The sequence below is a fragment of the Oceanimonas sp. MB9 genome, from assembly GCF_011319775.1.
Classification (GTDB): domain Bacteria; phylum Pseudomonadota; class Gammaproteobacteria; order Enterobacterales; family Aeromonadaceae; genus Oceanimonas; species Oceanimonas doudoroffii.
The window spans coordinates 31,295-56,127 of the sequence record NZ_VFBE01000007.1; the positions used below are offsets into that span (position 1 = coordinate 31,295).

Below are 24,833 nucleotides of genomic sequence, written 5' to 3' on the forward strand. Positions count from 1 at the left end.
GGTCTTCCATCGCCCTGCCGCTTATTTCATGGTTAAAGGAGGCTTTTGATGAAGCTGTTTTACAAGCCGGGCGCCTGCTCTCTGGCCCCGCACATTGTGCTGTCCTGGTTGGGGCTGCCCTACGAGCTGGAACAGGCAGACACTAGGGATCCGGCCTTTCTCAAAATCAATTACATGGCGGCGGTGCCGGTCTTGTTTACCGAGGAAATGGGCGCGCTCTACCAGAGCAGCGCCATTCTTCGCTATCTGGCCCGGTTGCCGGAAGGGGAACATTTGGGGCCGGGTAGCGATCCCGTGTTGCAATATCAGTGCGACTACTGGATGAGCTTTCTCAACGCCGATCTGTACAACGCCTTTGTGCCCTACTTCGCCCCGCGCAAATACACTACCGACCGCAGCGATGCCGCGCTGCAGGCCATCAAGGCGGCGGTGCCCGGCCGAGTGGCGCCGCTGCTGCAGCGCATGGACAACCACCTTGCCAGCCGCACCTGGTATATGGACGAACACAAGAGCATAGTGGATGCCTGCGCCTTTGGTTTTGAACTCTGGGCCACCCGTGTGCTGCCCGAGGGACTGAATGCCTACCCCCACCTGGCCCGTCACTTTCAGGACATGAAGGAAGACGAAGGGGTACGTCGTGCCCTCGATGAAGAAGGCCTGACCGTTTAGCCTCCGTTCAGCGGGTGACAATCAACGCCGTGCCAATCACAGTAGCCAGGGCGCCAATCCAGGCGCCGCCGGCGGGCCGGCGTTTCATAACCAGCCACAATAGCGGCAGCACCAGCACCGGGCTTACCGAGCTCAACATGGCCACCATACCCACCTCGCCATGGCGCAGCGCCAGCAGGATTAGTGTCATTCCCACGCCCATGGCCAGAAAGGCGTTCAGTGCCACCATGCCAAACACCGGCCAGTTGATACGCTGCAATGGCCTGGCCACGGCCAGCCCACACCACAACAGGGCCAGGTGAGCCGCAAAGGCGGTGGTCATGCGCACCGCCGAGGCGGCGACCGGATCGACGTTGCCTTCCATCACCGGTTTTACCATCAGGGTGGCCACCGACTGGCACAGGGCCGACAGCAGCCCCAACGCAATGCCGGGCCTGGGGCTGCCATTGTCCTGCTCCCAGGCGTGCCCTTCACCGCTGCGTTTGCCAAAGAAAATGGCGGTCATGACGCCGCCTACCAGCAGCACACCGCCGGCCAGCGCCTGACCGCCAATGCGTTCGTCGAACAGCGCATAGCCCAGCACCACCGAAAACAGTGCATGAGTGGCGAACAGCACGCTGGCCCGGCGCGGTCCCAGCCGGTTCATGGCGGCATAAAGGGCTGTGTCACCGATAAAAATGCCGATAAGCCCGGAGGCCGCCATCACTCCCAGGGCTGGGGAGTCCAGGCTGGCCCAGCCCCCGGTCACCAGGGCCGCGGCCCACAACATGAGGCTGACGCAAAACATGCGCCAGCGGGAGTAGGCAAAGGCCCCCAGATGACGGGCGGCACTGGCCGACAGCAGGCTGGACACGGCCCAGCAGGAGGCGGCGGCCAGGGCGAGAAAATCATAGGAAAATGGCATGGAAACGACATCTGAAAGCGAAAGCGCCAGTCTAACAAGTTTTCTGCCATGGCCAAGGCCGTTTGCCAGCGCTTTCAATAGCGGCTTTAATACGGCCATTCATCGCACCTTTGAGGGATGGCATGCGCATTCTGCACACTTCCGACTGGCATCTGGGTCAGCATTTCATGGGCAAAACCCGGCTGGACGAACACGCCGCCTTTCTCGACTGGCTGGTGCAGCAGGTGGAGCAGCATCGAGTGGATGCGGTGCTGGTGGCCGGCGACATCTTTGACACCGGTACCCCGCCCAGCTATGCCCGCGAGCTATACCACAACTTTGTGGTGACCATGAGCCGCACCGGCGCCAGCCTGGTGCTGCTGGGAGGCAACCACGACTCGGTGGCCATGCTGAACGAATCCCGGGCGCTGTTGCAGGCGTTGCATGTGAGTGTGATCCCCGGCAGGCTGGCCGAACCGGAACAGCAATTGATCACCCTGCACCACAGTGACGGCGCGCCGGGCGCACTGCTCTGTGCCATTCCCTTTCTGCGCCCGCGGGATCTGCTGGAAAGCCGGGCCGGCGACAGCGCGGACGACAAGGGCCGCGCACTGCAGCAGGCCATTGCCGACCATTATCAGGCGCTGTTTGAGCGGGCTCGGGCCCGGCGCGCCGAACTGGGAGAGCTACCCATTATCGCTACCGGTCATCTCACCACGGTCGGGGCCAGCAGCAGCGACTCGGTGCGGGACATTTACATTGGCACCCTGGAAGCCTTTCCCGCCAGTGCCTTTCCACCCGCCGACTACATTGCCCTCGGCCATATTCACCGGCCGCAAAAGGTGGGGGGAAACGAGCACATTCGTTACAGCGGCTCGCCGCTGGCGCTGGGCTTTGATGAAACCGGCCAGCAAAAGCAGGTGCTGCTGGTGGAGCTGAACGCATTCGGCCTGCAGACGGTGACGCCCTTGCCGGTGCCGGTGTTTCAGCCCCTGGCCCGAGTCAAGGGCAGTCTGCAGGCACTGGCAGCGGCCTTGTCCGAGGCCGCGGCGGCGGGCACACCGACACGGCCGGTGTGGTTGGAGGTGACCGTGACCGAAGAGGACTACCTGAGTGACTTGCAGCCCAGGGTGCAGGCCCTGTGTGAGGGGCTGAATGCAGAGGTACTGCTGGTGCGTCGGGAGCGCCAGGGGCGCAGTGCCGCTTTGCTGGCGGAGCAAAAAGAAACCCTGAGCGAGCTCACGCCCGAGCAGGTATTTGAACGGCGGCTGGCCATGGAGGAGCTGGCCGAAGGCGATGAGCGCGAGCTGGATCGACTGTATGCGCAGGTGCTGGCAAGTTTGAGGGAGCAGGCATGAAAATTTTGAGTCTGCGACTGAAAAACCTCAATTCCCTGCAGGGGGAGTGGAAAATCGACTTTACTCGGGCTCCCTTTGCCGACAACGGTCTGTTTGCCATTACCGGGCCCACCGGCGCCGGCAAGACCACATTGCTGGATGCCATCTGCCTGGCGCTCTATCATCAGACTCCGCGTATGAAAACCGTGTCTGCCGGCAGCAATGAGCTGATGAGCCGGCACACCGCCGACTGTCTGGCGGAAGTGGAGTTCGAGGTGAAGGGCGATGGCTACCGGGCCTTCTGGAGTCAGCGCCGGGCCCGGGGCAAGACCGACGGCAAGTTGCAGGCGCCGCGTGTGGAGCTGGCCAGGCGGGACGGCGAGATCCTCACCGACAAAATCAACGACAAGCTCAAGCTGACGGAAACCCTCACCGGCCTCGACTTTGGCCGCTTTACCAAGTCGATGATGCTGGCCCAGGGCGGCTTTGCCGCCTTTTTGCACGCCGATGCCAACGAGCGCGCCGAGTTGCTGGAAGAGCTCACCGGTACCGACATTTACGCCCGCATTTCCCAGCGGGTGTTTGAACAGACTCGGGAGCACAAACAGGCGCTGGCCGAGCAGCAAGCGCAAGTAAAAGGCGTGGCCCTGCTCGGCGAGGAAGAGCGCGGCGAGATTGAGCGGCAGCGCACCGAGACCGCTCAGCAACTGAGTGAAACGCAGCAAGTGCTGACACAAACCCGAACCGCGCTGGCGCAGCGGCAGCAATGGGATCGAAGTGAGCAGCAGCTGGCTCAGGCAAATATGGCTCACCAGCAGGCGCAGGCCGCGCTGAACGAAGCCGCCCCTGAGCAACGGACGCTGGAGCGCAGTGAACCGGCGGCCCGGCTGCAGCCGCACTGGCAGCAACTGCAACAGCAGAATACCGCCCTGCAGGCTCTGAGCCGGCAGATTACCGAACGGGAAACCGGTTTGCAGCAGCTGACGAAGCAAGAACAGCAATGCCGCTGGCAAGGACTGAGCTTCAGCCGGCTGCATTATCAGGGGCTGCTGGCGCAGGATCAGCAACTGGAGCAACAACAACAGCAGATCACCGAGGCCATGGCGGTCAATGCCGCCGGCGAACGCCTGGGTGAGCAACTGGCCGGCTGGCGCGGCGACCTTAAACGGCTTGAACAGCTTCATCAGCAATTCGCCAGGGTGCAGGCTCAACAGCAGCAACACAGCCAGCAGCAACAAAAGCTGGCCCAACAGCAGCAGACATTGCAGCAGCAACAGCAGCAGGCCGGCCAGAGTGAGCAGCAGGCCGAAGCCGAATACCGGCAGCAACAGCAGGCACTGGCAGCGGTGCTTGGCCATACCACCGAGCCGGCGCTGAAAGCACAGTGGCAGCAGTTACGCGGCCAGCAGCCCCACTGGCTGGCACTGGAGCAAACCGCCGAGCGCCTGCAGGAGCTGCAACAGGAGCAAGGGAAGCTGCAGCAGGCCAGAGTCCGGCTTGAGCCTCAGTGGCAGCAGGGCGAGCAGCAGCTGATGCAAACCCGGGAGCAATACCGTCAGTTGCAGGAGCAAATCAAGGACAAAGCCCGTTTGCTGGAGCAGGAGCAGCTTATTCGCTCTCTTGAGCAGCACAGGGCGCAGCTGCAGCCCGGCGAGGCCTGTCCGCTCTGCGGCAGTGAGTCTCACCCGGCCATTGCCGCTTATCAAAGTCTGGATAACAGCACCGCCGCCGAGCTGCAGCAAAAGCGCCATGAGCTGGAAAAAACCGAGCAGGCCGGGGCTCAGTTGCGTGATCAGCAGGCCAGATGCAAGGCCGAGCTGGACCATATCTGCCAGCGGTTGCAGCAGTTAAGCTCGGCCATTGCCGAGCTGGAAAGCAAGCAGAACAGTCTGTTGCAGACTCTGTCTCTTGAGGCCGCCGGCTGGCAGCCGTTACTGGATGCGCGCCGCCGGCAGCTTGCCGGGCTTGAGCAGCAGGCGGAGCAGCTTGACGCCGCCAAAGCTGCGCTTAATCAGGCAGAGCAGGCCCGCCAGGCCGCCATGGCGCAGGCCAGTGAACTGACCCACCAACAACAGCTGCTGGCCCAGCAAAAGCAGACCCTGCAACAGGTGCAACAGCAGCTGAACGACGAGGCTCTTGCCTGTGAGCAGCAGCGCCGAAAGCTGGAGCAGCAGTTGAGCGCCAGTGTGGGCCACCAGCCCGACAACTGGCAACGCTGGTTGATGCAAACCGAGCAGCAATGGCAGCAGTGGCAACAACAGCAGCAAATGGCCGTACAGCTTAATGAACAACGCCAGCAGCTGGCCGCAGCCCTTGGGGAGGCAAAGCGCCGGCTTGAGCACTGGCAGCAGGGTTGGGATCAGCTTGCCCTGCCCGAAGGTGAACCGGTGACTGCCGTCGAGCCTGAGGCGGCAGCCAGCGAGGCTGAAATCCAACTGGCTGAACTCAAAGAGGCGTTGCAGCGCCAGCGCCTGCTGCTGGAGCAGGAGCAACAGCAAAAAGTCAGTCTGCAGCAAGCGCTGAGCGAGACACAAGCCGGCTGGCAACAGGCTCTGACCGACAGCCCCTTTGCCGATGAAGCGGCCTTTTTGGCGGCACTGCTGCCCGATGACCAGCGTCGGCAGCTGCAAACACGGCTGCAGGGTCTGCAGCAGGAGCTGGCGCTGGCAGCAGACCGGCTGGCACAGGCACAGCTGGCCCGCCGGCAACTGGGTGACGCAGCGCCGCCGGCGTTGGCCGAGCTGGAGCAGCAGCAACAAACTCAGCAGCAGGCAGCAAACATGGCGCAGCAGCAACTGGGCCGGCTGGAAGAGCGCCTTGCTCACGATGCCGCTCAGCGTGAGCGTCAGCAAAGCCTGTTGCAGCGTATTGAGCAGGACCGCCAGCAACTGCAGCGCTGGGAGCAGCTCAACAGCATGATCGGTGCCGCCGACGGCGCCCGTTATCGTCGCTTTGCTCAGGGCCTGACCCTGGAGCACCTGGTGTATCTGGCCAACCGCCGGCTGGAGCGGCTGCACGGCCGCTACCGGCTGGCGCGCAATCATGCTGCCGAGCTGGAGCTGGCGGTGATCGACACCTGGCAGGCGGATGTGAGCCGGGATACGCAAACCCTGTCCGGCGGTGAGAGCTTTCTGGTGAGTCTGGCGCTGGCACTGGCACTATCGGATCTGGTGAGCAGCAAGACCCGTATCGACTCGCTGTTTCTGGACGAGGGGTTTGGCACCCTGGATGCCGATACCCTGGAAGTGGCGCTGGACGCGCTTGATGCCCTTAATGCCAGCGGCAAAATGATAGGGGTGATCAGCCACATCGAGGCGCTGAAGGAGCGGGTGCCGGTGCAGATTCGGTTAAGCAAGGGTCAGGGGCTGGGGCTGAGCCGGCTGGCCCCGGAGTTCGCCTTTAACGGTGAGGGATGAAGGGAGCGGAGTGAGGAGACAGGAGTGAGGGGAAAGGCGTGAGGGGCTCCTCACCCCTCACTCCTCACGAAGCAAGCAATAAAAAAGCCGGAGTAGTGCTCCGGCTTTTTGCGTAGTGTGAGAGGTTACTCGCCGGTGATCAGCGCCGGTATGCCCGGCAGCATGCCCACGGCGGCCATGATGCTCAGCAGTACCACAAAGGTGGCGCCCGGAATGACCCAGCGATCCATCATGCGCAGTTTCTTGCCTCGCTCCTTGTCACCAATCAGGCCCAGGTTGTCGAGCAGCATGGTCATCGACCAGCCAAACACCGGATTGACGAAGGCGGAGGCGAATACCACTATGCCCGCAGACTGGCTGCTGGTGGTATTGCGGGTCATCTGCATGCCGGCTTCCAGCAGTGGCATAAACACACCCACAATCAGGGCCACCCGCAGTACCGGGGCCCACACCGCCAGATCCATGGGATAGCCCCAGAGTGCGGCCACCACACAGAACACCCCGGTGAGCACGGCGCCAGCGGGAATGGGGCGCTTGGCAATGGCCGCCGGAATCATGTAGGTGCCCCAGGACGAGGTCAGGTTACCGCCGCCCAGCAGGCTACCCACGGCCTGACGAACCGAGGCCACACCCATGGTGTCGTCCACGTTCATCAGCACCTTGTCGGCCTTTTTCGGGTAGTTCAGCTCCTGAAACACGCGATGGCCCATAAAGTCGGGAGACCACATGGCCACCGCCAGCACGGCAAAGGGCGCTACGCTGATAAAGTGGTGCAGTTCGGGCCAGCCCATCTGCCAGCCACTGTTCTCGCCCCACCAGTAGGACGGGCTCAGGTGCGGCATGCCCGGCTCGGTAACGAACTCGAACGGAGCGCCCAGGGCAATGGCAATAAAAAAGGCGATGCCGGAGCCCAGCGGAATGGACAGCCAGCGCATTTCCAGCCGGGCCAACAGGGCATACATGATGATGGTGGCCAGGATCACCACAAAGGCGATATGACCCATGTCCAGGCCGTTGGCCCAGGCGGTCAGCGCCTTGATCTGGCTGAGCAGTCCCATGGCGCCGAGATAGATCAGCAGGCCACCGCGCACGCCGTCGCTGGTCAGCGCCATCAGCTTGCTGCCGCCTTTACTGATGCTGAGTAACAGGCCGAACAGGCCGACCAGCAGCCCCAGTGCCAGTGGGTGCCCACCGGACGCCACAATCAGCGGGATCAGCGGAATCATGGGACCATGGGTGCCGGCCAGGTTGGCGTTGGGATTGATAAAGCCGGAAAACAAAATGACGAACAGCAGTGCGGCAATGAGCATTTCAAAGCGCACGTTTTCCACCACAAAGGCGTCACTCAGGCCGAGTGGGCCGGCAAAGGCCGCGACCACGGCCGCCACCATGACGATTTTGCCAATAGTGGCCGCCAGGGCCGGCACCAGATCTTCCAGCTCAAAACGGTAGTCGCGAAAGGGCAGGTTAATGCCCCAGCGGCGGGGTGACATGATGGACAGCTCATGCTCCAGGTAGGCGGCCCTGTTGTCGAAGTGACGACGGGGCTTGCGCTGGGAGCGGTAGGTCTGGGATTCAGACATGATCATCTCCTCGATGAATAATACTTTCCCTGTTCAAGCGATCCCTATCCTAGAGCTTGTTAATGAGTGTCACCATTGGACATAAGTATTAAAACATTCTCGTAACATATGGGGTTTGAACGACGCCATGTAACGGAAAGGAGAGCATGATGATCACCCTGCATTACCTGGAGGATTCCCGTGCCCAGCGGATTCTGTGGCTGCTGGAAGAACTGAAGCTGGACTATAAGCTGGTGCGTTACCGGCGTGATGATGCTACCGGGCTGGCGCCCGCCAGCCTGAAAAAAATCCACGGCCTGGGCAAGTCACCGGTGATCACCGATGACGGCTTTACCCTGGCCGAGTCGGGGGCCATTATCGATTATCTGAGTCAGCGTTACGGTGCCGCTACCCTGCTGCCTGCCCGTGACGGGCATGACTGGTGGCAATATGTGTACTGGCTGCATTACGCCGAGGGTTCGCTGATGCCGCCGTTGCTGATGCACTATGTGTTTGAGCGGGTCAAACGGGCACCCATGCCGTTTTTTATAAAACCGCTGGTGGGCAAAATCGTGGCGGGAGTGAACCGGGCCTTTCTCGATGAACAGATTCGCACCCACCTCAATTTTGTGGCGGATCACCTGTCCTGTCACGAGTGGATCAACGGCTCACAATTCACCGCCGCCGACATTCAGATGAGCTTTCCGCTGGAAACCGCCATGCATAATCCGGCCCTGGCCGACAGCTTTCCCCGCTTGCGCGCCTATGTGAACGCCCTGCAGGCCAGGCCGGCCTATCGCAAGGCGTTACAGGCCGGCGGTGATTATCGCTATGGTCCGACCAATTGATGACACCTGTTGCAGCCGGTAGCATGAAGGCTTCTCTCATGCATGCGGATAACAACAATGAACGAGGTAAAGGATCTGGAAGCCTGGCTGATGCCCTGGCTCAACGCCCACCTGCCCGAGTTTGCCAGCCTGGCCTACACCGTCATCGCGCTGGCGCTGATCGTGGTCATCTCCCTGGGCATTCACTTTGTGCTGCACCGGGTAGTGCTGCGCTGGGTGGAAGGGCGGGCCAGAAGTACCCAACGCATCTGGCGACGGGCCTTTTTTGAACGCAAGCTGTTTGGCAGGGTCGCGCTGACCCTGCAGGGAGTCATCATCTACCTGCAGGCCGGCCTCTGGCTGGAACGCGATACCCTGTTGCTGCCCGCCATTCAGACCGCCGCCAACTTGTGGATATTGCTTTATGCCCTGTTGTCGCTTTATTCCCTGCTTGATGCCCTGCTCGACATTTTTCGCCAGCGTCCGGCCATGCGTGCCTTTCCGTTGCGGGGCATTTTTCAGAGCATCAAGCTGATTGCCAGCATCTTTATTGGTCTGTTGATCGTCGCCACCCTTATCGGCAAGTCACCGATCATTCTGCTCAGCGGACTGGGCGCCATGACGGCGGTACTGATGTTGGTGTTCAAGGATCCCATTCTCGGGCTGGTGGCCGGCATTCAGCTTTCAGCCAACGACATGCTGACGGTGGGTGACTGGCTGGAAATGGGGCGTTACGGCGCCGATGGCGAGGTTATCGATATTGGCCTCACCACGGTCAAGGTCAGAAACTGGGATCACACCATTACGACCATTCCCACCCATGCGCTGATCTCGGACTCCTTCAAGAACTGGCGTGGCATGAGCGAGTCTGGCGGCCGGCGTATCAAGCGTGGCCTGCGGCTGGATGCCAGCAGCGTGCGTTTTCTCGATGAGGCGGACATTCGCCGGCTGCAAAAGGCACGTCTGCTTGACGGCTATCTCAATGAAAAACTGCAGGAGATTGGGCGTTACAACAGCGAGCAGCCCGTCGACATGAGCTCGCTGGTGAATGGCCGGCGGTTGACCAACCTGGGCACCTTCAGGGCCTACCTGGCGGTCATGTTGCGCCAGCACCCGCACATTCATCAGCAAATGACCCTGATGGTGCGTCAGCTGGAAACCGGCAGCGACGGCATTCCCATCGAGATCTATGCCTTTACCAATACCACCAGGTGGGCCGACTACGAAGGCATACAGGCCGACATCTTCGACCACATTTTTGCGGTACTGCCCGAGTTCGATTTACGCGTGCACCAAAGCCCCACCGGATATGATCTGCGTCAGATGGCTTCCTCCCCGTGACATTCATCATCCGCGCGTTCATACACCTTGAGTGCGCTGCCAGGCACGCTTTTTTGTGCCTGGTTAGCGTCCTGTGGTTCTGAATGAATCGTGGTGCTTAAGCGGCTGGTGAGCAGACACTGTTATAAGCTAATACTGCAAATAAGCTTTAGGAATAAGTGAACTTAAAACTCTGAGAGAGGGGAGCCAATAGGTTCCCCTTTTGTTGTTTTGTGGATTTTTTTGAGTCCCCTTTGGTGCTTGTTTCGATATGATTAAAACTGGAACTTGTAATGCGTGTTACAGGGTGTGGGTTTGTAACATAAAAAGGGGTTCGTTTGAGCTCGGTGTCTCAAAAATAAGAATTTTTATTCTGCGTCTGCACCCTTTTTTCAACAAATATTAAAACTTGATTTACCAGTACTCGCTTTTGGTACATCTCTAAAAAATCCCTCCGCTAATCTTAATGTCAGGGTTAAGCAGAAAGACCCTGTATTCGCCGAGATGTCAAGGTAATTACTATCGAGCTAAATTACCTTACTGCAGTGGCGTTCAAAGGTAGACGAAAAACAAAAGAGGGAATTTACCATGTCTATTCAAAAGAAAACTCTGGCTGTGATTGTTGCCGCTTCACTGGGAATTTCATTTGGTGCTGCCGCTAACGGTTATGGCTACGGCTATGGCTACGACAGCAAGAAAAAAGATCACGGTGACATTACTAATAATCAAGGCCTGCAAGCTGTTAAAGGCGGTTACATCGATAAAAGTGATAACAGTGATAACAGCATCTACATCGATCATGATGTAAGCAAATACTGGGTATGGTCGCCGGATAATGACGTTTACACCACCACTGTGAAAAAGAATTATCAGAGCAACTACAGCACCCAAAGCGGCTACGGTGGCTACACCAATTCCAATGCGGGTGTATATGGTAATTCAGCCGACGCCAATGCTTACAACGGTGCTTACATGAATCAGCACAGCGGTAACCTGGCAGCTGGTCTTGGTCTTGGCCTCGGTCTGGGCGCAGGCGTAGGTAATGTGAGCCGTAACGATGGTGGTAATGGTGGTAATGGAGGCTATATCTGGGATCTGGGGCTGCTGACTCTGGGTATTCTGGATGTCAACAGCGCGGACGGTGGTGATGGTGGAGCCGGTGGTAACAGTGCCGGTATTGGTACTGGCCTGGGTGCTGGTATGGGTGCTGGTGCTGGTCTGGCAGTACTTACTCCGACTCAGAGCCTGACTCAAACTGCAGGTGCTAACGCTGCCGCTGCTGCCGCTTCTGTTTCCATGATTACTTCTGGTAACAACAACCTGAGCAATATGGGGGCTGTTTATGGCATGGGCCAGCAGAACGCCATTTCTGGTCACGGCTCTGTGGGTAACCAGTCCATTAACGTGAACGGTAGTGCTCAGTTTTAACTGTTGAAGGTGCCGGCCCCGAGGGGTCGGCATATAAACCGGAGGGAACCATGAAAGGTTTAATGCTTGCAACGGTATTAATGGCTTCTTCGGTCTACGCCAATACCACACTTGATCAGCTCTCCATAATAGAAGAGCAAGATCTGAATGATAAAAGAGGCATGTATCTGGTTAATGATGATCAGGACAATACTACCTCACAGGCTGGTGCGGTATTTGGTAAAGTAGAGAAGAGTATAACTGGATATAACAATATTGCATCCGGCTCTTTTGCGGGTGCCCATGGCGTCATGATGGTCAATATGAACTCAGGGAACAATAATGTTACCAACATGAACACTAACGTGAACATTATTTCGGCTAAATGACATGAAAAAGTTACTATGGATAGTTGCTTTTATTCCGGCTGTGAGTTTGGCAATTAACCTGCCTGGTGCCGGAGGGAGCCGGTTAAGGATTCCGGTGCAATCTTTTTCTGATATAAAATTTGGGGAGGTTGTAAAGCAAAAATATGATTTTAGCTGCGGATCTGCGGCACTTGCATCTCTTCTGAGTCATCACTATAACACCCCGATGACTGAAGAAGTGATTTTTGAAGAAATGTTCAGGTATGGTGATAAGTCCATAATTGAAAAGCAAGGATTTTCCATGCTTGACATGAAAAATTTTTTGACTAGGAGAGGTTTTAAATCAGACGGCTTTAAAGTTGATGTAAATAAGCTCAGAGAGCTTGCCATGCCATCAATTGCACTGGTTAACTATAATGGTTATAACCACTTTGTGGTTGTTAAAGGCGTTCAGGATGGCAAGGTGCTGATCGGAGACCCTTCGCTCGGGCTACACGTTATCAATGTGGATGAGTTTGATAAAGCCAGTAACGGAGTGTTTTTATTTATTAGAGACAATGTTGAGCTGGCCAAGGCGAGCTTTAATCAGCGTGAAGACTGGGAGCACTCGGTGGCTGATGCGCCGACCAGAACTGCACTCATGCAGCGACTTCCACACCTAACTGATTTGATGTTGCCATCTGAGTACGATTATTGATGGAGGTATGCCGTTATGAAATGGGTGGTGGTAGCACTGGCGCTGACTGCTTCCGCAGAGGCTTTTAATAACGAAACGGCTGTATTTAGCAGCATGTCGGCGCTGCAGGAAAGTGTATTGGAGCAGCAGCGAGGAGGCTTTTTTACCGCTGACACACATTATTCCATTGGTCTCAGTATGAAGGTAATGATAAACAATCGGCTTGCTTTTAATAGCAATCTTTATGGGCTTTTAAATGGCCAGGCAAACAAGGAGCTGATTGATGTCACTGGTGTGAGTATTACTCCGGTTTTGGATGCAGGGAAAGTAGGCCTTATTCTCAAGAGCTCAGCCAGCAATATAAAAACCAATGCGACTCTTGACGTGAACATTAAATCACCTGTTAACTATCATAGTTATAAAGCACAACGAAATGTAGAGTCCAGAATTAGGGCGGCTACCAGAAGGCTTGGCTATTAACAGGCTTTGGTAGAGTTTATTAAGTGGCAGCCTGGTGAAATGCATAATTTTGCCAGGTTTTCTTTGCTGTGAAAAATAGGTGTCAGATTGAGGGGGGTTATCATTAAAAAGTAAGTTCAATCAATGCCTTATACTTTTTTGGGGGCGATGGGCGACACTGAGTGTGGTTTATGAACTATATTTTTTCAATCATAGGATGATGATTGTGGTGATAGTTCATGATCTTGGAAAGGGAGATTTTGCTGCTTCAGTGCTCCAGTTGCATGGCGAGTGTGAAGTCACTAAGCGATCAGTCTAATTACTGGTCAATCATCAGGTATACCAACCTTGAGTCGGCATCGGCATACCTCGACAGCAGTGATACAACGGTGGCCTTGCTGGATTGTGTAGGAGAAGCGGAGCCCTCATCAGCCCTTAAATGTTTCATGACGAGATACAGCGGTATCTGCTGGGTTGCCTTGTTGTCCAAGGAGCAGCTGTCCCAGAAGGAATGGAGCATATTTGTTGTAACATATTGTTACGATTATCATACCGTGCCTGTACATGATGATCGTTTATTAGTCACTCTTGGCCGTGCCTATGGCATGAATGAATTAAGAAATATGTTGTGCTTACCCTTTCAGAAGGGGGAGGTCATTGGCAAAAGCGATGGTTTTAGAGAGTCCTTGAGCAAGCTGTATGCTTGTGAGAGTAAATGCTTAACTCTGTCAGGTGAGGCCGGCGTCGGCAAACGATTTCTCGCCGGACGCTGGGCGGACTTGCATAATATATCGTTACTCGATTTCTCCAGCCTGAGTTCAAGTTTTTCTAATGCTAAAATCACCCAGCAGCTTTCATTTTTAAAGAACAAGTCAAATAACGTGTGTGTTTTTATTCAGGATGTTGTTGAACTGCCTGAAGAAGTTCAGTCAAGTATATGTTCCTTGTTATCCATGAATGTGGAAGGGTGTCACTTTGTCTTCAGTTGCAGCATGGACTCTGAAGGCCTGAACGGGTGTTCATCAATCACTCCAGAGTTGCTTTCATATCTAAAGCAGGAGTGGATATCAATACCTTCTCTTCGGGCAAGAGGACAGGATAGTGTACTTTTGGCAAGGGTGTTTTTGCAAAGAACAACACGTAAATGGAATAAAAATATTCTAGGATTTTCCGCCGGTGCGGAAAAGACTATTCTTGACTACAGCTGGCCGGGAAATATTTCAGAGTTAAATGATAGGGTGATGGTTGGAGTCTCACGTTGTGAAAGTGACTACCTGGAAGCATCCATGATGGGACTGAGCGATAATTTTGTCACTGAAGTTCATCATGATCTAAGCTTGAAAAAGGCAAGGGAAAAGGCCGAAGCATACGCAATCAAGCGTGTACTGGATATGGTGCCTGGTAGAACCGGGAGAGCAGCCGAGTTGTTGTGTATATCCAAGTCATCGTTACACAGGTTGATAGCAAGATATGGAATAAGGAGATAGTTATGAAAAAAGGGATATTTTTCACTGGCTTGCTATTCTCGCTGGCTATACCTGTCCATGCCCAAGACAAGCAGGTGGTTGATTCCATCGCCAACACCCTTGAAACCCGTGGCTTGTTGACTCCCAAGGGAACGTTTGAAATAGAGCCTGCCGTTAGTTATTCGCAAAACACCTCTAACCGTATTTCCATACTGGGATTTACCCAAGTGCCAGCATTTCTGGTGGGCATTATCGAGCTGGAAGATGCCGATCAGGCAACCTTCACAACAAGCCTGGCGGCCCGCTATGGTCTTACAGAAAGAATTGAACTGGAACTGAGGGTTCCCTGGGTTTATCGATACGACACGTTTCGCAAGCGTGTGGGCAATGGACAGGCTTCAGAGGCACCCAGAACCTTCACTTCGAAAGGGGGAGCATTGGGTGATATTGAAGGTGCTATTCGTTACCAATTTAACCTGGAGTCTGCTCCCTTTTGGATCGGTGGGGTGAGGATTAAATCAGATACAGGCGAGTCACCTTTTGATAATGAACTTGACGAAAATGATATCTTCAGAGACCCGCCCACCGGTTCCGGTACCTGGTCAATTGAACCTAGCATGACACTGATTTATCCAACAGATCCTGCGGTGCTCTTTGGTACTGCAGGTTATAGCTGGAACCTGGGAGATGATGCGGGAAGAGACCTCGATGATGACGGGGAAGCAAACGATAAATTTAACCTGGGCAACAGTTTCTTTCTGGGTATGGGCATGGGCTTTGCGGTCAATAATCGCCTTTCATTCAGCTTGGGGGTGAATCACAGGACCGTATTTAAACCCAGCATTAACGGCCGCAAAGTGGGCGAGGTATTGCAGCTGGACAGTCTGTCCACCGGTTTCTCCCTGGCTCTGACCGAGAAATCTTCACTCAATTTGAATCTGCAGGCGGGCCTGACCGAGGACGCACCGGATGTGGAAGTGTCCTTCAGTCTGCCGATCACCTTCTGATGACGTCCATTCGACACATTAAAAAGGCCGCATTTGCGGCCTTTTATTACTCCGAGCCTGTTATTACGGTTTGTTCGGATGGTTCGGGTGACTGGCGGTGCCCAGCACGCTGCCGTTGACTTCCTTGCCGTACTGGCTGAATCCACCGTGATATTTCTTGACGGTCTCTTCCAGTGAACCGTGGTTACGTGGATCCTGCGGACGCTCGTGGGAGTCGAGGAACATGGCCACATCCCAGGCCTGCTGATCGGTCAGCTTGCCCGGCTGTCCCAGGGGCATGTTCTGCTTGAGGAAGTAGGCGGCGGTGTTTACCCGTTGCATGCCGGCGCCCCAGTTGTAGGTGTCCGGCCCCCACAGTGGCGGGAACACGTAGCGGTCATTAACCTGCTGGCCTTCCCCGCTGGCCCCATGACACACGGCGCATTCCTGTTCATAGACCTGCTTGCCGCGGGCAAAAGCGGGAGGCAGTTCCGGCTCGGCCAGCTTGGGGTAGCCTCGGCCCGGGGTCTTGGGTTCGGTGCTGCCGCCTGCATCCAGATAGGCCTGCATAAAGGGGAAGTCGTCGCGCTTGCCGCCCTTGAGTAACTCTTCGTCGCTGGGAATAGCCATGTCGGCCGGATCAAACTGCTCCCCGGTCAGGGTGCCCTGGGCCAGCCAGTAGGCGTAGGCGGAGAGATCCACCAGCACAGGATTCATATGCTCGGGCGGCGTACCGTTCATGGAATAAAGGAAGCAACCCTGAATGCGTTCCTCATAGCTGTTGATGCGGTCGTTCTTCTTGCGATAGGCCGGATAACTCATATAGGCGGCCCACAGCGGCGCGGCGTTTTCCTTTTTGCCACCATCCATATGGCAATTAACGCAGTTCAGGCCGTTGCCCACAAATTCCGGTGACATGGACTGGGAGTTAACAAAGTAGTTGTAACCCCGAACCACCTTTTCACCAAACTCACCGTCGGGCAGTTTGTCCCAGCCCGGAGGGGAAGGGTATGTCCCGGCGGCCTTCCCCACCGGGAGTTCTTCCTGAATGGCCAGTTTCTCAAGGTGCGCGGCCTGAGCGGTGCCCTGGGCATGGGCCAGGCCGGTAACGGCCAGAGACAGGCCAAGCGTCATGGCGGAAATTCTGAACATGTTACTGGCCTCCCAGGCTGGCGAAGTAGCTGGCGACGGCGGAAATGTCTTCCGCACTCAGACGTTTGGCGATGGGCGCCATCAAGCCGTGAGTATCGGGGGCTCGGCTACCGCTTTGCCAGGCCTTGAGCTGCCCCTCAATGTAATCGGCGTGCTGGCCGGCCAGGCGGGGAAAGGCCTCGCCCGCGCCCACGCCTTCCGGGCCATGACAGGAGACGCAACTGGGAATGTCGCGCTGCCAGTCACCCTGGTAGGCCAGCCTTTCGCCGGTGGCCATGTTCTGGGGGGCAGGTTTTTCGCCCCTGAAGGCCGGACGCTCTGGCAGGCTCACCGGCAGGCTGGCAAACCACTGGCTCACCGCTTCAACACCGGCATCGTCCAGCATCATGGCCATGGGCTTCATGATGGCGTTGTCGCGCGCGCCGCTCTGAAAATGGCGCAGTTGTTCGGCCAGATAGGGCACCGGCATGCCGGCAATGGATGGGGCCAGGTTGGCCATGCCCAGGCCGCTGGCCTGGTGGCAGCTGATGCACACGGCCGCCTGTGGTGGCATTTCCGCCAGCGCCGGGGCGGCGGTAGCGCTCAGCAAGGCTCCCAGTAGTATGGTTTTGGTCATTTGTTATTATCCTCGTCTGGAGGTCGTGTTACTGGGAGCTCATTTTAGAACTCGACGCCAGAGCCAGATATACGTATTTCCCACATAAAAAGCAGGTGTTTTATTGTTTTTTAAAGAAAAAACAACAAGGTCTCATCCATTCGAGTCGTTCGCCTCATGCCCCTGGCTCTGATCCCGCCAGAGCAGCCACAAACGAGTATCCAATTCCAGCTGGTGATAATCAGGTTCCATGTGGCAGCACAGCTGATAGAAGGCTTTGTTGTGCTCCTTCTCGCGAAAATGGGCCAGTTCATGCACCACTATCATGCGCAGGAATTCCGGTGGCCCTTCGCGAAACAGGGCTGCCACCGTGATGCTGTTGCGGGTTTTCAGCTTGCTGCCTTGCAGGTGGGCCTGGTAGGTGTGTAGCCCCAGTGCCTGTTTCACCACATTGAGCTTGCTGTCGTAGCGCACCTGGCTGAGCGGCGCCGCTTTTTTCAGGTAGCGACTTTTCAGCCTGCTCACATAATCGTACAGGGCTTTGTCGTTCTGCACCGCGTGCGGCTTGGGGTATTTACGCTGCAGGTAGAGGCCGAGACGGCCACTGGCCAACAGCTCTGCGGCCTGCTGTTGCAGGGACGCCGGATAACCGGCCAGATAATTCGGAACGCTCAAGGCAATCTCCGTACCAAATAACCACCATTATATGACGAAGCCGCCCGTGCGCGCAGCGGGAACGCGCTTGCCATCGTGGAGCATCCTCGCTTTACTGGCAGACAATCAAGACACTTGTTGCAGTATTGACTCCATTGTATGGGGAATATGACCATGACCATTTCTGCCGCCGACTGGGCCTTTGACAAGGCCGGCAGCCTTCCCTTTGTCGAGCAACTGGTGCGCCATGCCACCCAGGCGGTGGGTGATGGGCGCTGGCAACCGGGAGAGCGGCTGCCCTCCATTCGGCAACTGGCGGAGGCGCTGGGGGTCAGTCGCTTTACCGTCACCGACGCCTACGAGCGGCTCGCCGCCGCCGGCCTGGTGGTCAGCCGCCGTGGCAGCGGCGTTTATGTTGCCCGCAGCACCCAGGCTCGCCGGCTGGTGCGGGAGGTGGATGCCTCGGCCAGTGCCATGGCCCAGGAGGTGGCACTGCTGCGGCGAGTGATGGATACCGAAACGTTTCCTTTCAAACCCGGCAGTGGTTGCCTGCCCGCCGACTGGCTGGGGGACGCCGATCTGCGTTCGGCCCTGCGTGAACTGGCACGCCAGCCGGCCCCGCTCACCGAATATGGCTCCGTCCAGGGACATCCGGCGCTGCGCCGGCAACTGGGATTCAGGCTGGAGCGGTATGACATTCAGGCCGATCCGGCCCAGATCCTGATGACCGGTAGTGCTTCTCACGGCCTGGACATGGTGATGCGCGCCCTGGTTCGGCCCGGAGACCGGGTGCTGGTGGACGATCCGGGATTTTACAACTTTCAGGCCCTGATTCGATTGCACGGCGCCGTACCGGTGGCCGTGCCCAGAGACGCCGAAGGCCCGGTGCCGGCGGCCCTGCGCCTGGCATTGGAGCAGCACGGGCCCGTGCTCTATCTCACCAACTCGGTGCTGAGCAATCCCACTGGCGCCGGCGTCAGCCGCCAACGGGCGCTGCGCGTACTCAGCCTGCTGAGTGAGCGCCAGTGCTGGCTGCTGGAAGATGATATTTACGCCGACTTTGACGTTCGGCACAGCCTGCGTTTCGCCAGCCTGGCCGGGTTTGAGCGACTTATCTACACCGGCAGCCTGTCCAAAACCCTGTCGGCGGATCTGCGGGTGGGGTTTCTGGTGAGCAACCCGGCGCTGATCGCCGAACTGACCGACATCAAGCTGATCACCGGCATGTCCACCTCCATGGCCACCGAAGATCTGATGTACCGGTTGCTCACCGGTGGCCGCTACCGCCGCCATGTGGAGCAGCTGTGTCGGCGACTGGATGAAGTGCGTGAGCCCGTGCTGGCCCGTTTTGAATCACTGGGGTTCGGAGTGGAACACCGGCCGGTGGGCGGCTTTTTCTGCTGGCTGAAACTGCCCGGCGAGATCAGCGCCGCCGATCTCAGCCGGCGGGCGGCGGAAGAGGGCATTCTGCTGGCCCCGGGGCGTTACTTCAGCCATCAGGCCGATGCCGACAGTTATATGCGTATCAACCCGGCGCACTGCCCGGATTCATTGTGGCCTCAACTGGAGCGCCTGCTGGCACAATGCCAGCAGGCGCCTCCCAGCCACCGCCCAACGCCTTGAACAGGTTAACGGCGGCGTCGAGCCGATTCTGGCGCAGGCTGGCCAGCTGCTCTTCGGCACTGAACAGGGTACGCTGGGCATCCAGCAGGGTCAGCAGCTCGTCGGCGCCTTCCCGGTAACGGACTTCGCTCAGGCGCAGGGTCTCCCGGGCTTCGGCCACAATGCGCAGTTGGCGGGCTTCTTGTGCCTGATAGAGGGCGCCGTTACCCAGGGCGTCTTCCACCTCCTTGAGGGCGGTCAGCACCGCCTGACGGTAGGTCTCGGCCAGCTCGCGCCGGCGGGACTCGCTCAGCCTTATCTCGGCCCGGCGCTGGCCGCCGTCAAACAACACCTGGCTGAGTGACGTGCCCAGGCTCAGGGTATGGCTGGGATCCGCCAGCGATAGCAGGGCCGCACTGGCCAGACTGCCGCTGCCGGCAAGCTGCACCGAGGGCAACAGGGCGGCACGGGCCGCGCTCAGATCGGCATTTGCCGCCAGCAGGCCGGCCTCGGCGCTGGCCAGATCGGGGCGGCGCAGCAATAGTTCCGATGGCAGTCCGGGGCCGGCCGCAGGCACCGACAGTGCCATCAGCTCACCCGCCGCCGGCGCGAAGGCCTGGGGTGTCTCACCCAGCAAAATGGCCAGGGCGGACTGAGCCTGGCGGGCCTGCTCCCGCAGCGGCAGCAGGCTGGCCTCCTGAGTCAGCACGGCGGTGCGCTGGCGGTGCACTTCGCTCAGGGCGGCGGCACCGTTACGGTATTTGGCGTCCACTATGCTCAGGTTGTTCTGCGCAATGGCCAGGTTGCGCTCGTTGATGCGCAGCCGCTCTTCGTTGGCCAGCTGCTGAAACCAGGTGTTGGCCACGGCGCCGATAAGCGTCAGCCGAGCGCTTTCAAAGTCGTAACGGCTGGCGGCCAGGTTGGCACCGGCGGCCAGCCGGCCCGCCCTGTTTTTACCCCACAGATCCAGCTCGTAGTTCAGCTCCAGGCCCAGGTTGCTGCGTTCACTCGGGGAGCCTGGCTGTGACCAGTCGCGATTGCTGTTGCCGCTGGCGTTCAGGGTCGGGAACAGGGAGGCGCCGCTGGCGGCCAGTCTGGCTTCGGCCTGGCTAATGCGTTCGGCGGCAATGCGCAAATCAGGCGCATTGGTCAGTGCCCGCTCTACCAGCTGGTTCAGGGTTGGAGAGCCAAAGCCTTGCCACCATTGTCGATCCGGCGCCGTGGTGGCCTTACTTGGGCTCAGCCAGTGATCGGCCAGCGTCGGCGTGGGCAGTATCGGATCGTCATGCAGGGCGCAGCCACTCAGGGTCAGCAGTGCCAGCAGGGTTAGGGGGCGAAAAACGGTCATGGTGTTACTCCGAAGCCAGGGCCACAACGGGGTTCATGCGGGCGGCCTTGCGTGCCGGCAGCCAGCCAAAGATCAGGCCGGTAATAAAGGCACAGCCAAAGGCGAGCAGCACCGGTGCCGGTGAGAAATGCACCGGAATGTCAAAGCGGCTCACCAGGGCGGCGGCACTCAAGCCCAGTACCACGCCAATGGCACCACCCAGGGCCGACACCACCAGTGCCTCGGTCAGAAACTGCTGCTGTATATGGCGGCCGCGGGCACCGGTAGCAATGCGAATTCCGATTTCGCGGGTGCGCTCGGTCACGCTCACCAGCATGATGTTCATTACTCCTATACCCCCCACCAACAGCGAAATGGCGGCAATGGAGCCCAGCAGCCAGGTAAAGGTTTGAGTGGTGGCCGACACCGTATCGATAAGGGAAGACATGTTGCGAATCTGAAAGTCTTCCACCCCATGGCGGGCCAGCAGCAGCCGGTGAATGTCGGCCTCGGTGTCATTGATGGTCGCCACCTCCTGTACCGACACGGTTATGTTGCGCAGGAACTGCTGGCCGAACAGCCGCAACCCGCCGGTGGTATAGGGCACAAACACCACATCGTCCTGATCCTGGCCCCAGGGCGAGGCCCCCCGAGTTTCCATGACGCCAATCACCTGAAACAGAATGTTGTTGACCATCACGTATTGTCCCAGGGGATCCTGCCCCGGAAACAGCGCATCCACCACCGACTGACCCAGCACCGCGACGGTGGCGTAGTTGCGTTCATCCTCGGCGGTAAAGAAGGTGCCGGCGCTCGGACTCCACTGCCGGGCCAGCGTAAAGTCGGCGGAGGTGGCGTTGATCTCCGGGCTGTGATCCCGATTGCCCACCCTCAGGGTGGCGCTGCCTCCCAGCTCGGGCACCGCCGCCGTAACGTTATCGAGTCCCTTTATCGCCTCCATGTCGGCGGGCACCAGGGTGGAGGTGGCGTGTCGTCCCCACTGGTTGGGCGCGCCGGGGCGCACCACCAGCAGGTTGCTGCCCATGGCGCTGATGCTCTGCACCACCTGTTGCTGGGAGCCGTTGCCAATGGCCAGCATGGTGATTACCGAGGCCACGCCAATCACGATGCCGAGCAGGGTGAGGGCGGCGCGAAACAGGTTGCTGTGCAGGGAGCGAAAGGCGGTGCGAACCGCTTCCTGCAGCTCGTTGGCCAGCGAGCCGCCGGTCTGATGCCGGCTTCTTGCCGGCATCACCGGGCGCTCCGTCGCCGGCTCTGAATCTGCCACTATACGACCGTCACTGATTTCAATGCGCCGATCGGCCTGGGCCGCCACGCCGGCATCGTGGGTGATCAGGATCACGGTATGGCCCTGGCGGGCCAGATCGGTCAGCAGGGCCATCACCTCGGCGCCGCTTTTGCTGTCGAGGGCGCCGGTGGGCTCGTCGGCCAGAATGATGTCGCCACCGTTCATCAGCGCCCGGGCAATGGATACCCGTTGCTGTTGGCCGCCGGAAAGTTGCCCCGGGCGATTGTCGAGTCGATGCTCCAGCCCCAGCCTGGCCAGCAGACCGGCGGCCTGCTGCCGCCGCGCCGCCCGCGGCAGGCCGGAATAAATGGCCGGCACTTCCACGTTTTCCCGCGCGCTCAGCCCGCCCAGCAGGTGATAACTCTGAAACACAAAGCCAAAGGTCTCCCGGCGCAGGGCGGCCAGTTCGTCGGGGTCAAGGCTGGCCACATCGTGGCCCAGCAGCCGGTATTCACCGTCGTCGGGCTGGTCCAGGCAGCCGAGAATGTGCATCAGGGTCGACTTGCCCGAGCCGGAGCTGCCCATGATGGCGACGAATTCGCCGGCGTAAATATCCAGGTCAATGCCGTGCAGCACGCGAGTGGTCAGCTCGCCGCTGCCATATTCCCGCACTATGCCGCGCAAGGAGATCAGTGGTGTGCTCATCAGAAACGCATCCTCATTCGGGGGCGGCGTTCACCCTGATCGCCGGTGCCGGCGGCCAGGTTCAGCACCACACGATCACCCGGCTTAAGGCCACTGATGATTTCGGCCTGAATGCGGTCGCTGACCCCCAGCCGCACCGTGCGCGGCTCGGTTTGGCCATCGGCATTCAGCACCCTGACCCGGGCCCGATCGACCTGTTCCGGTGAAGCAAAGCGCAACGCCGACACCGGCACCAGCACCACATCGTGCGCCTCGGCCTGCACAAAAAACACCTGAGTGGTCATTTGTGTCATCAGCCGCCCTTCCGGGTTGTCGATATCAAACAGGGCGTTGTAGAGCACCACGTTGTTTTCCACTACCGGGGTCGGCTCAACCTTGCGCAGCCGGCTGTGCCAGCGTCGGCGAGCATCCCCCAGGGTGGTGAAGTACACCTTCATGTCCGGGGTCAGCCGGTTGACGTCGGCTTCCGACACTCGCGCCTGCACCGTCATGGTGGCCAGGTTGGCGATACGCATCAGGGTGGGGGCCTGCTGGTTGGTGTTCAGGGTTTGTCCCTGGCGGGCGTCGATGCTTACCACTGTGCCGTCCATGGGGGCATAGATACGGGCATAGTCCAGGTTGGCTTCGTCGGCGCGCAGGCTGGACTCGGTCTGGCTGATCTGGGCCTTGAGCGCCTCCACCTGGGCTTGTGCCGAGTGCAGCCCGGCCTCGGCACTTTGCACCGCTTCCCGTGATGTGGCGTTTTCCGCCATCAGCCGTTGCTGGCGCTGGTGCTGAATGCGGGCCAGGGTCAGCTGGGCCTGGCGGTCCTTGAGCTGGGCCTGCTGGTTGCGTAGCTGAGCCCGGCTGGCATCTACCTGGGCCAGATACACCGTGGGGTCGATTTCCGCCAGCAGATCGCCGGCTTTGACCTGGTCGCCCACTTCCACATGGATCACCTCGAGCTGGCCCGATACCTGGGCCCCCACGTCCACATGGTCGCTGGGTTGCAGAATGCCGGTGGCGGTGACCAGGCTACTGAGGTCACCCCGCTGCACCTCGGCCGTAACCGGCGCCGAAGGGGTCTGGTCGCCAAACCATTGCGCATAACCCAGCGTGCCCGCCAAGGCGAGCACCAGCAACGCCACTACCCAAATCGAGAAGGATTTTTTCATCTTGTTCGCAGTTGCAATACGCCCCGGTGATGCTCAGCCGGACGGCAAGTGAATAAGGGCGGCCATTGAAACCGCTAAATGTCACCAAAGTTTGTCAGCGGGTTACAAATGCGACGTGAGCGCGGCCGCCGGGAGTATGGCCGACGGTCGCGAAGTCAGGAGGGAAGGGGGAATCAGGCCAGGCCGATCAGGGCTCGGGCCTGTTGTTCGGCGGCGCGGCCGTAGACACCGGCGATGACGTCATTACGCTGCTGCATGGGGCTGGCAGTGTTCAAAGCCAATGGCGTCTCGGCGGTTTCCGTTGTGCCGGCGTCGCGCGGTTCGTCGCCGGTGGCGCGGTTATCGGTGCCGCCACGTTGTTGCTCTCTCAGCTCGCTGCGGGCCTCGGCAATCAGTTGTTCGGCCTGGGCCGCGGCGCTGCGATCGGCCTGGGACGGCTCCGCCGGCGCCAGGGCGGCGGCCTTGATTTGCCGCATTTTTTCAATGGTGGCTTCCGGGTCGCCGGGCACCGGTGACATGTCCACCTGAACGGAACCTTCCACCGCATAGCGTTTGCCGTCGGGGCCGGTTTCGTACTCGTAGCTGGGTGAGCCCGCATGCTGGCCGCCCACGGCGGCATGCTGCTGTTCATGGGTGCGCACTTCCTGATCCCGCAGCTTGAGATCGTTCAGCTCCAGCACCTCCTCCTCGGACATGGGTTCTCCGGACGGCTTGGTGGGTCGGGAAGTGTCCTCGACGGACTGCCGTTCGTTGTCGGCGTCGGCGCTTTCTGCGTTGTCGACGTTTTCGTCCTCGGCCGGTGCCGCCTCATTACCGGTTTTTCGGCCTTGAGCGTCATACAGGGCCACTTCGTCGTTGCCGCGCTCCCGGCGCGGATCGCGGCCGGCAAAGGCATCGGCCTGCTCGGCGGGAGGCACCCGTTCGCGCTGTTCATTGTCCTGGCGTGGCTGGCTGCCAACGGTGGGGGTGGCGGCAAACAGGGCGTCGTTGAGCCGGTTGTCGATGTTCATGGCGCCTCA

General features: G+C 58.8%; 21 protein-coding genes. 12 read left to right on the top strand and 9 right to left on the bottom strand.

The genetic code is table 11. From position 1 onward, the window contains the following. The first annotated feature begins 48 nt into the window (after positions 1-48). Positions 49-669, top strand: a complete 621-nt coding sequence (locus tag OJHNALOF_RS10305) for a glutathione S-transferase family protein (RefSeq protein ID WP_094201519.1) — start codon at positions 49-51, stop codon at positions 667-669. A gap of 7 nt (positions 670-676) precedes the next feature. Here OJHNALOF_RS10305 and OJHNALOF_RS10310 read toward each other — a convergent pair whose 3' ends face one another. After that, positions 677-1,573, bottom strand: a complete 897-nt coding sequence (locus OJHNALOF_RS10310) for a DMT family transporter (RefSeq protein WP_165661976.1) — start codon at positions 1,571-1,573, stop codon at positions 677-679. Positions 1,574-1,695: 122 nt separating this feature from the next. Here OJHNALOF_RS10310 and sbcD point away from each other — a divergent pair, with 122 nt between their 5' ends. Both sbcD and OJHNALOF_RS10320 read left to right on the top strand, forming a co-directional pair. Next, positions 1,696-2,910 (top strand): exonuclease subunit SbcD, encoded by a 1,215-nt coding sequence (gene sbcD / locus OJHNALOF_RS10315; RefSeq protein ID WP_165661977.1) that lies wholly within the window; start codon positions 1,696-1,698, stop codon positions 2,908-2,910. Then, entirely contained in the window at positions 2,907-6,305 is a 3,399-nt protein-coding gene (locus OJHNALOF_RS10320) for an AAA family ATPase (RefSeq protein WP_165661978.1), read from the top strand. Before sbcD ends, OJHNALOF_RS10320 begins: the two co-directional genes overlap by 4 nt. A 125-nt stretch (positions 6,306-6,430) precedes the next feature. Here the strand turns inward: OJHNALOF_RS10320 and OJHNALOF_RS10325 are convergent, their stop codons facing one another. Beyond that, the gene (locus OJHNALOF_RS10325; RefSeq protein ID WP_240919704.1) at positions 6,431-7,888 is read right to left on the bottom strand and encodes a DUF3360 family protein; all 1,458 of its coding nucleotides are present in this window, start codon (positions 7,886-7,888) and stop codon (positions 6,431-6,433) included. 146 nt (positions 7,889-8,034) lie between these two features. Here OJHNALOF_RS10325 and OJHNALOF_RS10330 point away from each other — a divergent pair, with 146 nt between their 5' ends. The 8 genes from OJHNALOF_RS10330 (at position 8,035) to OJHNALOF_RS10365 (ending at position 15,397) form a co-directional block, all read left to right on the top strand. Further along, positions 8,035-8,715 carry a glutathione S-transferase family protein gene (locus tag OJHNALOF_RS10330; protein WP_240919705.1) on the top strand — a complete coding sequence of 227 codons (681 nt, stop codon included), beginning with the start codon at positions 8,035-8,037 and terminating at the stop codon, positions 8,713-8,715. 57 nt (positions 8,716-8,772) lie between these two features. Then, the gene (locus OJHNALOF_RS10335) at positions 8,773-10,035 is read left to right on the top strand and encodes a mechanosensitive ion channel family protein (protein ID WP_094201525.1); all 1,263 of its coding nucleotides are present in this window, start codon (positions 8,773-8,775) and stop codon (positions 10,033-10,035) included. Between the two features lie 567 nt (positions 10,036-10,602). Beyond that, positions 10,603-11,442, top strand: coding sequence for a hypothetical protein (locus OJHNALOF_RS10340; protein ID WP_141202205.1), 840 nt, complete (start codon positions 10,603-10,605; stop codon positions 11,440-11,442). 50 nt (positions 11,443-11,492) lie between these two features. Continuing rightward, a complete protein-coding gene (locus OJHNALOF_RS10345) occupies positions 11,493-11,810 on the top strand; it encodes a hypothetical protein (RefSeq protein WP_094201527.1) in 318 nt (105 codons plus the stop codon). Between the two features lies 1 nt (position 11,811). Next, positions 11,812-12,486 (top strand): C39 family peptidase, encoded by a 675-nt coding sequence (locus OJHNALOF_RS10350; protein ID WP_094201528.1) that lies wholly within the window; start codon positions 11,812-11,814, stop codon positions 12,484-12,486. 15 nt (positions 12,487-12,501) lie between these two features. Then, complete coding sequence (locus OJHNALOF_RS10355) at positions 12,502-12,945, top strand: hypothetical protein (protein ID WP_094201529.1); 444 nt, start codon at positions 12,502-12,504, stop codon at positions 12,943-12,945. A 218-nt stretch (positions 12,946-13,163) separates the two neighbouring features. After that, positions 13,164-14,411 (top strand): VpsR-related response regulator, encoded by a 1,248-nt coding sequence (locus tag OJHNALOF_RS10360; RefSeq protein ID WP_094201530.1) that lies wholly within the window; start codon positions 13,164-13,166, stop codon positions 14,409-14,411. Between the two features lie 2 nt (positions 14,412-14,413). Further along, on the top strand, positions 14,414-15,397 hold the full coding sequence (locus tag OJHNALOF_RS10365; RefSeq protein ID WP_094201531.1) for a transporter: 984 nt from the start codon (positions 14,414-14,416) through the stop codon (positions 15,395-15,397). A gap of 63 nt (positions 15,398-15,460) precedes the next feature. Here OJHNALOF_RS10365 and OJHNALOF_RS10370 read toward each other — a convergent pair whose 3' ends face one another. From OJHNALOF_RS10370 to OJHNALOF_RS10380, 3 genes are all read right to left on the bottom strand, one after another. Further along, a complete protein-coding gene (locus OJHNALOF_RS10370; protein WP_165661979.1) occupies positions 15,461-16,528 on the bottom strand; it encodes a c-type cytochrome in 1,068 nt (355 codons plus the stop codon). A gap of 1 nt (position 16,529) precedes the next feature. Continuing rightward, the gene (locus tag OJHNALOF_RS10375; protein WP_094201533.1) at positions 16,530-17,144 is read right to left on the bottom strand and encodes a c-type cytochrome; all 615 of its coding nucleotides are present in this window, start codon (positions 17,142-17,144) and stop codon (positions 16,530-16,532) included. A gap of 132 nt (positions 17,145-17,276) precedes the next feature. Further along, positions 17,277-17,798, bottom strand: coding sequence for a M48 family metallopeptidase (locus OJHNALOF_RS10380; protein WP_165661980.1), 522 nt, complete (start codon positions 17,796-17,798; stop codon positions 17,277-17,279). Positions 17,799-17,951: 153 nt separating this feature from the next. On the opposite strand from OJHNALOF_RS10380, the gene OJHNALOF_RS10385 reads away from it, so the two are divergent. Further along, complete coding sequence (locus OJHNALOF_RS10385; RefSeq protein ID WP_165661981.1) at positions 17,952-19,400, top strand: PLP-dependent aminotransferase family protein; 1,449 nt, start codon at positions 17,952-17,954, stop codon at positions 19,398-19,400. On the opposite strand, the gene OJHNALOF_RS10390 is transcribed toward OJHNALOF_RS10385, so the two are convergent. The 4 genes from OJHNALOF_RS10390 to OJHNALOF_RS10405 all read right to left on the bottom strand — a co-directional run bounded on the left by OJHNALOF_RS10390 (position 19,303) and on the right by OJHNALOF_RS10405 (position 24,824). Next, positions 19,303-20,727 (bottom strand): efflux transporter outer membrane subunit, encoded by a 1,425-nt coding sequence (locus OJHNALOF_RS10390; RefSeq protein ID WP_165661982.1) that lies wholly within the window; start codon positions 20,725-20,727, stop codon positions 19,303-19,305. The two genes, OJHNALOF_RS10385 and OJHNALOF_RS10390, sit on opposite strands and share 98 nt — an antisense overlap. Before the next feature lie 4 nt (positions 20,728-20,731). After that, positions 20,732-22,660, bottom strand: a complete 1,929-nt coding sequence (locus tag OJHNALOF_RS10395; protein WP_165661983.1) for a MacB family efflux pump subunit — start codon at positions 22,658-22,660, stop codon at positions 20,732-20,734. Next, positions 22,660-23,814 carry an efflux RND transporter periplasmic adaptor subunit gene (locus OJHNALOF_RS10400; RefSeq protein WP_165661984.1) on the bottom strand — a complete coding sequence of 385 codons (1,155 nt, stop codon included), beginning with the start codon at positions 23,812-23,814 and terminating at the stop codon, positions 22,660-22,662. The genes OJHNALOF_RS10395 and OJHNALOF_RS10400 overlap by 1 nt, the downstream gene beginning before the upstream one ends. A 173-nt stretch (positions 23,815-23,987) precedes the next feature. Further along, the gene (locus OJHNALOF_RS10405) at positions 23,988-24,824 is read right to left on the bottom strand and encodes a putative metalloprotease CJM1_0395 family protein (protein WP_165661985.1); all 837 of its coding nucleotides are present in this window, start codon (positions 24,822-24,824) and stop codon (positions 23,988-23,990) included. Between the last annotated feature and the right edge of the window lie 9 nt (positions 24,825-24,833).

Bases quoted from the DNA above. Each gene is read 5' to 3' on its own strand.
- OJHNALOF_RS10310 (WP_165661976.1), bottom strand. From the start codon at position 1,573: ATGCCATTTTCCTATGATTTTCTCGCCCTGGCCGCCGCCTCCTGCTGG.
- OJHNALOF_RS10335 (WP_094201525.1), top strand. From the start codon at position 8,773: ATGAACGAGGTAAAGGATCTGGAAGCCTGGCTGATGCCCTGGCTCAAC.
- OJHNALOF_RS10340 (WP_141202205.1), top strand. From the start codon at position 10,603: ATGTCTATTCAAAAGAAAACTCTGGCTGTGATTGTTGCCGCTTCACTG.
- OJHNALOF_RS10365 (WP_094201531.1), top strand. From the start codon at position 14,414: ATGAAAAAAGGGATATTTTTCACTGGCTTGCTATTCTCGCTGGCTATA.
- OJHNALOF_RS10405 (WP_165661985.1), bottom strand. From the start codon at position 24,824: ATGAACATCGACAACCGGCTCAACGACGCCCTGTTTGCCGCCACCCCC.
- OJHNALOF_RS10355 (WP_094201529.1), top strand. From the start codon at position 12,502: ATGAAATGGGTGGTGGTAGCACTGGCGCTGACTGCTTCCGCAGAGGCT.
- OJHNALOF_RS10345 (WP_094201527.1), top strand. From the start codon at position 11,493: ATGAAAGGTTTAATGCTTGCAACGGTATTAATGGCTTCTTCGGTCTAC.
- OJHNALOF_RS10395 (WP_165661983.1), bottom strand. From the start codon at position 22,660: ATGAGCACACCACTGATCTCCTTGCGCGGCATAGTGCGGGAATATGGC.
- OJHNALOF_RS10400 (WP_165661984.1), bottom strand. From the start codon at position 23,814: ATGAAAAAATCCTTCTCGATTTGGGTAGTGGCGTTGCTGGTGCTCGCC.
- sbcD (WP_165661977.1), top strand. From the start codon at position 1,696: ATGCGCATTCTGCACACTTCCGACTGGCATCTGGGTCAGCATTTCATG.
- OJHNALOF_RS10375 (WP_094201533.1), bottom strand. From the start codon at position 17,144: ATGACCAAAACCATACTACTGGGAGCCTTGCTGAGCGCTACCGCCGCC.
- OJHNALOF_RS10390 (WP_165661982.1), bottom strand. From the start codon at position 20,727: ATGACCGTTTTTCGCCCCCTAACCCTGCTGGCACTGCTGACCCTGAGT.
- OJHNALOF_RS10320 (WP_165661978.1), top strand. From the start codon at position 2,907: ATGAAAATTTTGAGTCTGCGACTGAAAAACCTCAATTCCCTGCAGGGG.
- OJHNALOF_RS10370 (WP_165661979.1), bottom strand. From the start codon at position 16,528: ATGTTCAGAATTTCCGCCATGACGCTTGGCCTGTCTCTGGCCGTTACC.
- OJHNALOF_RS10350 (WP_094201528.1), top strand. From the start codon at position 11,812: ATGAAAAAGTTACTATGGATAGTTGCTTTTATTCCGGCTGTGAGTTTG.
- OJHNALOF_RS10360 (WP_094201530.1), top strand. From the start codon at position 13,164: ATGATCTTGGAAAGGGAGATTTTGCTGCTTCAGTGCTCCAGTTGCATG.
- OJHNALOF_RS10325 (WP_240919704.1), bottom strand. From the start codon at position 7,888: ATGTCTGAATCCCAGACCTACCGCTCCCAGCGCAAGCCCCGTCGTCAC.
- OJHNALOF_RS10385 (WP_165661981.1), top strand. From the start codon at position 17,952: ATGACCATTTCTGCCGCCGACTGGGCCTTTGACAAGGCCGGCAGCCTT.
- OJHNALOF_RS10305 (WP_094201519.1), top strand. From the start codon at position 49: ATGAAGCTGTTTTACAAGCCGGGCGCCTGCTCTCTGGCCCCGCACATT.
- OJHNALOF_RS10330 (WP_240919705.1), top strand. From the start codon at position 8,035: ATGATGATCACCCTGCATTACCTGGAGGATTCCCGTGCCCAGCGGATT.